This window comes from Modestobacter sp. DSM 44400 (assembly GCF_900107175.1).
GTDB lineage: Bacteria > Actinomycetota > Actinomycetes > Mycobacteriales > Geodermatophilaceae > Modestobacter.
The window spans coordinates 1-8,042 of sequence record NZ_FNOZ01000088.1 but is presented as its reverse complement, the minus strand read 5'-3'; the positions used below and the strand labels follow the sequence as shown (position 1 = coordinate 8,042).

The window sequence follows — 8,042 nt, the reverse complement described above, 5'->3', positions numbered from 1 at the left end:
TGGAATCGACCGACAACAGGTTGCGCAGCTGCTCATCGCGCTCAGGGGCTGCGGCGCGCACCGCGGCGAACATCCGCACGTAGGTGCCGTCGTCAGACCAGCGACGGTGGCGTTCCCACACCGATTGCCACGCGCCGAAGTGATCGGGCAGGTCACGCCACGGCGACCCGGTGCGGTACCGCCAGATGATCGCCTCGAGCGTCAGTCGGTGGTCATTCCACGGCCGGCCCTGATGACCGCCGGCAGGCAGCACCGGCTGGATCAACTCCCACAACTCGTCCGGGATCTCGTCGGTACGCAACATTCGTCCAGCGTCGCCCACCAACCCGCCAATCTTTGGCAGACACGCTCTAGGGGCCACCCGAGCGAAACCCACGCCGAGGATCCGGACGATCCCCTCACCGGACATCGCCCGTGCCCGCTCCGCCGTGGTGACCACAGCCCCCGCGCAGCCGTCGGCCGGGTGGGTCTGCGAGGCGAAGGTGTGCAGCGCGCCGGCCGCGGCCGGCGGCAGCGCGCCGATGCCGTCCCGGGTCCTGGGCCGGATCCCCTCATCGGCGTCGAGGGTCAGCACCCCCTTCCGGCTCGGTATCTGCACCGGGACCTGGTACCGCCGCTGGAACGCCCGGTCGTCGGCGAGGGAGGCGGCGTACTGCTCCCACCGCAGCGCGGTCAGGTCATCCAACTCGTCCCGGGTGGCTCCCATCTCACCGACGACGACCTCGGCCGCGGCGAGCATGCCGGCATCCGCCCACGGGTCGCGGGCGAAGCTGTCGAGCACCCAGTGCGAGGTGACTGGCGCCCCGCCCATCGAGCTGGGCGCAGGCCAGGACAGCGTCGGACCGTTGGAGACGCGGTCGGTGGCGACGACCAACTGCGGTCCAGCCCCCGCTGCGACGGCACCGGCGGCCGAGTGCAGGGCCGCCACGCTCGTGGCGCAGGCCTGGGCGATCATCGGTCCGCTCAGGCCGGTGGCTCCGAGCCGGGCCGCGAGGGTCGGGGCGCCGTAGAAGATGTCCTTCTGCGGGACAGTGCAACCCAGCACGACGCCGTCGAAAGCCGTCGGGTCCAGTCCCCGGTCGGCGAGAGCACGTGCGGTGACTGCGACGGCCAGTTTCAGGCTCGGGACCTCGGCGAGCGTTCCCTGCCACTTGGCGAACGGCGAGGACCACGCGCAGCCGAGTGGGAGGGCGACATCGGTGTACTGCACGGGGACCCCCGGGGTGGAATGTGATCCACACCATCGTCAGTGGTCGCTACAGTCTGGTCAAGATGGACAAGCGGCTAACACAATGGACGCATGGCAGATGTCCCAGGTCTAGGCCGCAATGTCCGGCGGATCCGGGGTGAGCGACGACTGAGCATCGGCGCGCTTGCCCACGAGGCCGGATTGGCGAAGCAGACCATCGCCAACCTCGAGAGCGGCACCGGCAACCCCACCGTGGAGACGCTCATCGCGGTGGCCCGCGCGCTCGGCGTCGGCGTCACGTGGCTGCTCACCGAATGGGGAAGTCCGGTGTCCATCCAGCGTTCGGCCGACGCGACGTGGGAGCAGATCGGAACCGTCCGCCTCCGCTCGCTGGACCGCATCCACGGAAGTGGACAGGTCGACACGGCCGTCGTGGAACTGGATTGCTCCCGCGAAGTCCGGGCAGCGCTCTCCCCGGGGACCTTGTTGCACGCCTACGTCCTCAGCGGGGCGGTGCTGGCCGGGCCCGCTGATGATGCGCACCTCCTCGAGGAGCGCGACTTCATACGCTTTCCCGGCGACGTGCCGCACGCACTGCGGGCGTCGGCCGGCACTGCGGTCGTGCACTTGGTCACAACGGTGCCGCTAGTCCGGCAGTTCAGCCCCGACTGAACCGGTCGCACACTCTCGCCTTCTTGCCGACGTCCACGATGCGCAGGGCGCCCCATCGGGCCCGTGCGCGGATCGTCCTGCTGTCGCCGGCCGCGACGGCGCAGGTCGCGCCCCTTCGTGCGCCACGGCTTCCCCTGCACCTTCGACATCGCGCACCTACTCCCGACGATGCGACCACGCAGCTCCGGAGGGAATGGCCACATCCGGGTTGGCACACGTCTGCCTCCATGGCCAGCGAGCGCCCGTGTCGCTCGTGCCCAACGACACGCCGTGCGCAACCGCACTGTCCGGCTTCCCCGTGGGGGCGTCGAGGCGCGGGACGAGGATGCCAACGCCGCTGACGAGCCGCCCGGATTGATCAAGGTGCTGAGCTGAGTCGAGCGGCCGATCGCCTGATCGGCCGGTTCGTCTGTGCGACGACGGCGATCTCTTCATTCCACGGAGCCCCCCGTGTGCGACGTGGGCTTCGTCTTCGACCTCGCGGCGGTCGCGCCTCGCTCATGGACCCGGGCACTGGTGGAGTCCGCCGAAGACCGCCAGTCGATGCCACCGTCGACGTCGGCCCGGATCCGCAGCGCGTCAGCACCTTGTCCCAGGTCGCATCGGTGGAGACGCGGTGCTGCCCCTTCCACACCGTCTGCCACGCCGCGAACCCCGCCCGGCAGACGACGCCGAGCGATACCGGTGCGGTAGCGGTAGTGCCCCTCCTCACCGGCAGCACCGGCTCCACCCGAGCCCACAACTCGTCACCGAGCGCCGACATCCGCCTCACCTCAGCAGCATCGAGGGGGTTCCAGCCCCGAGGTGCCCCGTTGCCAGACGGCCCATCCTCGACGGACCCTCGACGGGATCCGTGGGCCGACGGCGCGAGGGATCGCCCGGCGCCGCGGGGCGCCGTCCCAGCCCTTGTCCGCCGACCGCCCGGCGCAGCAGACTACCGGCATGCCCCGAGACCCCATGGTGATCGGAAACGGCCGGCGCAAGGTGCTCGCGCTGCACGGCTGGTTCGGTTCCGCGACCGGGTGGGGAGCCTTGCCGGACCTCATCGACGGAGACTGCTACAGCTACGCGTTCCTGGACTACCGCGGATATGGCGCCCGGCGCGGGGAGGGTGGCGAGTTCAGCATCGCCGAGATGGCGCGGGACGCGCTGAACGCCGTCGACGCGCTGGGCTGGTCGTCCTTCGCCGTCCTGGGGCACTCGATGAGTGGCAGCATCATGCAACGGGTGCTCCTCGACGCCGGCGACCGGGTGACCGGGCTGATCGGGATCAGCCCCGTCCCCTCCACCGGAGTTCCCTTCGACGAGCAGTCGTGGCAGCTGTTCAGCGGCGCCGCGGACGACCCGGACAATCGGTACGCGATCATCGACCTCACCACCGGTGGCCGGCTGAGCCCCACCTGGCTGCACCAGATGGTCCAGTTCTCCCTCGACAATTCCGATCCGCAGGCGTTCGGGGCCTACCTGGAGGCGTGGGCACGGACCGACTTCTCCGCCGAGGTGCAGGACCATCCCGTCCCGGTCCAGGTCATCGTCGGAGAACACGACCCCGCGCTCGGCGCCGCCGTGATGGAGCAGACCTTTCTGCGGCAGTACCCGAACGCCTCACTCGAAGTACTGCCGAATGCTGGTCACTACGCCATGTTCGAGACGCCGGTCGCGTTGATGACCAGCGTGGAGCGGTTCGTCCGCCAGCTGTGACTACGGCGGACACCCGGTCGGCCGACGCGCTCTCCGTCGTCGACCCGGCCACGTACGAGAGCGGGCCACCGCTCGACGCGCTGCGGCGGCTGCGCTCGGCGGCGGCCGCCGTCTGGGTGGACGAGCCGGCTCTACACGGCATCCCTGCCGGAAGCGGGTTCTGGCTCGTCCTGCGGCACCGGGAGGTCGAACGGGTCCTGAAGGACCCGGCCACCTTCTCCTCCTGGGTCGGGGCGACCCAGGTCCGCGACGCCCAGGACCTCCCATGGGTGCGCCGGATGATGCTCAACATGGACCCGCCGGACCACTCCCGGCTGCGCCGGCCGCTGTCCCGCTCGTTCACGCCGCGGGCGGTGGCGGCGCTGACGGCCTCCATCGAGGCGACGGCGGCGCAACTGGTCGACCGGATGATCGCCGGGAATTCCGAGGGCCGGTGCGACTTCGCCAAGGACGTCGCCGCCGATCTGCCGCTGATCACCCTCGCCGACGTCCTGGGGGTTCCGACCGCGGACCGCTGGCTGATGTTCGACTGGTCCAACCGGGTCATCGGCTGGCAGGACCCTGACTACGCCGCATCTGCGACCTTCGACGGCAGGGATGGGACGGAACTGGCCCGCCGGGCGATGGCGCAGCGGCCCTCCCCCGACCCGCACGGGCTGATGCCCGACCCGCGGACGCGGGCCGGCATGCCCGACCTCTACGCCTACGCCCGGCTGCTCGCCGAGGAGAAGCGCCGGGTACCCGGCCAGGACGTCATGTCCATCCTGCTCGCGCAGACCGACGAGGGCGGCGAGATCGTCAGTGACGCCGAGTTCGAGAACATGTTCTGGCTCTTCGCGGTGGCCGGGAACGAGACATTGCGCAACGGGCTGCCCGGCGGCCTGATCACGCTGCTGACCCATCCGGAGGCCCTGGCCCAGCTACGGGCCGACCCCGCGTTGCTGCCGGGCGCCGTCGAGGAGATGTTGCGCTGGTGGACCCCCGTGATGGTCTTCCGGCGGACCGCGACGGCGGAAGTCTCCCTCGACGGGGTCCGGATCCGGGCCGGCGACAAGGTCGTGGTGTCCTTCACCTCGGCCAACCGGGACGACCGCGTCTTCTCCGAGCCGGACCGCTTCGACATCCGCCGCGCACCCAACCCGCAGCTGTCCTTCGGGCACGGACCGCACTTCTGCCTCGGCGCCCAGCTGGCGAGGGTCCAGATGCACGCGCTGTTCGGCGCGCTGCTGCGCCGGACCAGCGTCCTGGAACTCGACGGGCCGCCGATCCTGCTGCGCTCGAACTTCCAGCGCGGGGTGAAGCGGCTTCCGCTGCACTGGGTGGCTGCCTGACAACCCCGGCGCCTTGTATGCGGCAGCACACCCACCTACCCTTGGCTTCGTTAAGCGAACGTAGCGTTCTCATAACGAACGGCATGAGGAGCGACCATGGCCGCCAAACCCTTCGCCTCGTCCGCCGACCTCGGCGCCAAGGAACAGACCCTCGAAGTGCTCGCCGACGGCGTGTACGCACTGACCGCCGAGGGCGACCCCAACCTGGGGGCGATCGAGGGTGAGGACTTCCTCGTCTGCTTCGAGGCGCTGGCCACCCCCGTCGCCGCCCGCCGCTGGCTGACCAAGCTGCGCGAGCGCACCGACAAGCCGGTCCGCTACCTGGTGCTCAGCCACTACCACGCCGTCCGTGTGCTGGGCGCCAGCGCGTTCGACGCCGAGGTCATCGTCAGCTCCGAGCAGACCAAGCACCTGATCGACGAGCGCGGCCAGCAGGACTGGGAGAGCGAGTACGGCCGCATGCCGCGGCTCTTCGAGGAGCCCGAGTCCATCCCCGGCCTCACCTGGCCCACGATGACGTTCCGGGACAAGCTGACCATCGAACTGGGCGGTGACCGGGGCGAGCTGGTGCTGGAGTTCCTGGGCCGCGGCCACACCGAGGGTGACATCGTCGCCTGGCTGCCCAAGCAGGAGATCCTCTTCGCCGGAGACCTGGTGGAGTCGCAGGCGGCGCTCTACACCGGCGACGCGTTCCACTTCGACTGGGCCGCGGGCACGTTGGACCGGATCAAGGCCCTCGGCGCCCAACAGCTCATCGGCGGCCGGGGTGCCATCGCCCGCGGTCGCGAGGGAGTCGACGCCGCAGTCGAGCAGACCCGCGAGTTCCTGCTCACCATGCAGCAGACCGTCGGCGCCGCCCACCGCTCCGGTGGCACGCTCAAGGATGCCTTCCAGGCCACCCACCAGGCCCTCGCGCCGAAGTTCGGGAAGTGGCCGATCTTCGAGCACTGCCTGCCCTTCGACGTCCAGCGTCTCTGGGACGAGATGGACGGCGTCGAGCGGCCCGTCATCTGGACCGCGGCGCGCGACCGCGAGGTCTGGGCCGAGCTGCAGGGCTGAGCCGGCCGTGACCACCCCTCCCTCCGGCGCCCCGGTGCTGGTCCTGGGCTGCGGCCCGGTGGGCCAGACCGCCGCGCTGCTGCTGGCCCGCTGGGGGCTGCGCGTCGTCGTCCTGGACGACCGGCGCGAACGCGACCTGGTGGGCAGCAAGGCGATCTGCCAGCAGCGCGACGTCCTCGACGTCTGGGACGCGGTCGGCGCCGGCGCCGAAGTGGCCCGGCGCGGCGTCACCTGGACCACGGCCCGCACGTTCCACCGCACCACCGAGCTGTTCAGCTTCCGGTTCGTCGACCGCGGGCAGTCGCCCTTTCCGCCGTTCGTCAACATCTCCCAGTGCGTCACCGAGGAACTGCTCGACGAGCGGATCGCCGCCGAGCCACTGATCGAGGTCCGCTGGGGACACCGGGTCACCGGCATGGAGCAGGACTCCTCCGACGTCACCGCGGTGTGCGCAACCGACGAAGGCCCGGCGTCCGTTCGCGGCTCCTACGCCGTCGCGTGCCCGGGAGCCCGCAGTGACGATCTCCGGACGGCGCTGGGCCTGACATTCGGCGGCCAGACGTTCGGCGACCAGTTCCTCATCTGCGACATCCGCACCGACCTGCCCGGCTGGGAGACCGAACGCCGCTTCTACTTCGACCCGGAGTGGAACCCGGGCCGCCAGGTACTCATCCACCCGTGCCCGGACTCGACGTTCCGGATCGACTGGCAGGTCCCCCCGGACTTCGACCTCGCCGCGGAGGAGGCGTCGGGCGGGCTGGACACCCGGATCCGGCAGGTCATCGGGGACCGTTCCTACGAGATCGTCTGGAAGTCGGTCTACCGCTTCCAGTCCAGGGTGGTCGACCGGATGCGCGTCGGGCGGGTGCTCGTCGCCGGGGACGCCGCCCACCTGGTCTCGCCGTTCGGCGCCCGGGGCCTGAACTCCGGCGTCCTGGACGCAGAGAACGGCGCGTGGAAGCTCGCCTTCGTGCTGCGCGGGTGGGCGCCGGAGTCCCTGCTCGACAGCTACCACGCCGAACGGCACGCCGCCGCGCTGGAGAACCTCGACGTGACCGCCGCGACGATGCGGTTCCTGGTGCCGGGCACCCCGGAGGAGGCCCGCCGCCGCCTCGACGTGCTGGAGCGCGCGGCCACCGATCCGGCCGCGCGCGCGGAGGTCGACTCCGGTCGTCTCGCCGAGCCGTTCTGGTACGTCGACTCGCCGCTCACCACGCCCGACCCGCGCCGGCCGTTCCCCGGGCGGCCCGCCCGCGGGGACGTGCCGGTGCCGGCACCGGGCGTGCTCACGCCGGACTGCCCCGTGTCCGTGCCCGGCCGGCCGGACATCGTCCGGCTACGCCAGCTGGCCCGCGAGGGGATCACCGTGCTCATCGGGGACGACGCGACACTGCCGTCCCTGCCCGAGACCCTGCCCGGAGAGCTGCCCGTTGCCGTGCACCGCATCCGCGACCTTGACGCGGGGTCGACCCTGCGCGACGCGCTCGGCGTCCGGCCCGACGAGGTGTGGGTTTTGCGCCCGGACGCCCACGTCGCAGCCGTCCTGACCTCCGCCGCCGACGTCGCGCCCGCACTGGCCCGGGCCACCGGGCGACCGGCCCCGGTCCCGGTCCCGGTCCCGGTCCCGGTCCCCGCCGAGTTAGCCCGAAAGACCCCCCGGGCTTGAGCCGGAAAGCTCCATCCACCTCCCGAGAGGACCGATACCGTGGCGTTCTACCGGCAGGTGGGCAGCGTTCCGCTCAAGCGGCACACCCAGCACCGCCGTCCCGACGGCGGGTTGTACTCCGAGGAGTTGATGGGCGAGGAGGGGTTCAGCAGCGACTCCTCGCTGCTGTACCACCGGGGCATCCCCTCGGCGCTGGTCGACGCCCGCCCCTGGGAGCTGCCCGATCAGACGCTGACGGCGAACACCCCGCTGGTGCCGCGGCACCTGAAGCTGCACGACCTGTTCCCCGGAGAGGAGACCATGTCGTCGCAGGAGCGCAGGGCCGTGGACCCGGTGTGCGGACGGCGGCTGGTGCTGGGCAACGCCGACGTCCGGATCTCCTACGCCGTGAGCAGCCTGACCAGCCCGTACTACCGCAACGCCA

Annotated in this window: 6 protein-coding genes and 1 pseudogene; 6 read left to right on the top strand and 1 reads right to left on the bottom strand. The window is 71.1% G+C overall.

Features of this window, described 5'->3' with window-relative positions; all coding sequences use genetic code 11:
* Positions 1-1,210, bottom strand: a 1,210-nt coding sequence (locus tag BLW04_RS29895; protein ID WP_175484263.1) for a transposase, incomplete at its 3' end; no start/stop codon positions are given.
* A 90-nt stretch (positions 1,211-1,300) separates the two neighbouring features.
* Between BLW04_RS29895 and BLW04_RS23960 the strand changes: the two genes are divergently transcribed.
* The 6 genes and pseudogenes from BLW04_RS23960 to BLW04_RS23935 form a co-directional block, all read left to right on the top strand.
* Positions 1,301-1,861: a helix-turn-helix domain-containing protein gene (locus BLW04_RS23960; RefSeq protein WP_091548009.1), complete on the top strand. Its 561-nt coding sequence runs from the start codon at positions 1,301-1,303 to the stop codon at positions 1,859-1,861.
* Between the two features lie 942 nt (positions 1,862-2,803).
* Entirely contained in the window at positions 2,804-3,562 is a 759-nt protein-coding gene (locus BLW04_RS23955; protein WP_254781943.1) for an alpha/beta fold hydrolase, read from the top strand.
* Positions 3,559-4,893: a cytochrome P450 gene (locus tag BLW04_RS29395; RefSeq protein WP_091548005.1), complete on the top strand. Its 1,335-nt coding sequence runs from the start codon at positions 3,559-3,561 to the stop codon at positions 4,891-4,893. Before BLW04_RS23955 ends, BLW04_RS29395 begins: the two co-directional genes overlap by 4 nt.
* A 96-nt stretch (positions 4,894-4,989) precedes the next feature.
* Positions 4,990-5,952: an MBL fold metallo-hydrolase gene (locus BLW04_RS23945; RefSeq protein WP_091548003.1), complete on the top strand. Its 963-nt coding sequence runs from the start codon at positions 4,990-4,992 to the stop codon at positions 5,950-5,952.
* A 7-nt stretch (positions 5,953-5,959) separates the two neighbouring features.
* A complete protein-coding gene (locus BLW04_RS23940) occupies positions 5,960-7,618 on the top strand; it encodes an FAD-dependent monooxygenase (RefSeq protein ID WP_091548001.1) in 1,659 nt (552 codons plus the stop codon).
* 39 nt (positions 7,619-7,657) lie between these two features.
* Positions 7,658-8,042 (top strand): annotated as a pseudogene (locus BLW04_RS23935) (homogentisate 1,2-dioxygenase); the annotation flags it as partial.

What these genes read in the sequence shown, in the direction of transcription:
- BLW04_RS23960 (WP_091548009.1), top strand. Translation starts at nt 1,301, where the DNA reads ATGGCAGATGTCCCAGGTCTAGGCCGCAATGTCCGGCGGATCCGGGGT.
- BLW04_RS23955 (WP_254781943.1), top strand. Translation starts at nt 2,804, where the DNA reads ATGCCCCGAGACCCCATGGTGATCGGAAACGGCCGGCGCAAGGTGCTC.
- BLW04_RS23945 (WP_091548003.1), top strand. Translation starts at nt 4,990, where the DNA reads ATGGCCGCCAAACCCTTCGCCTCGTCCGCCGACCTCGGCGCCAAGGAA.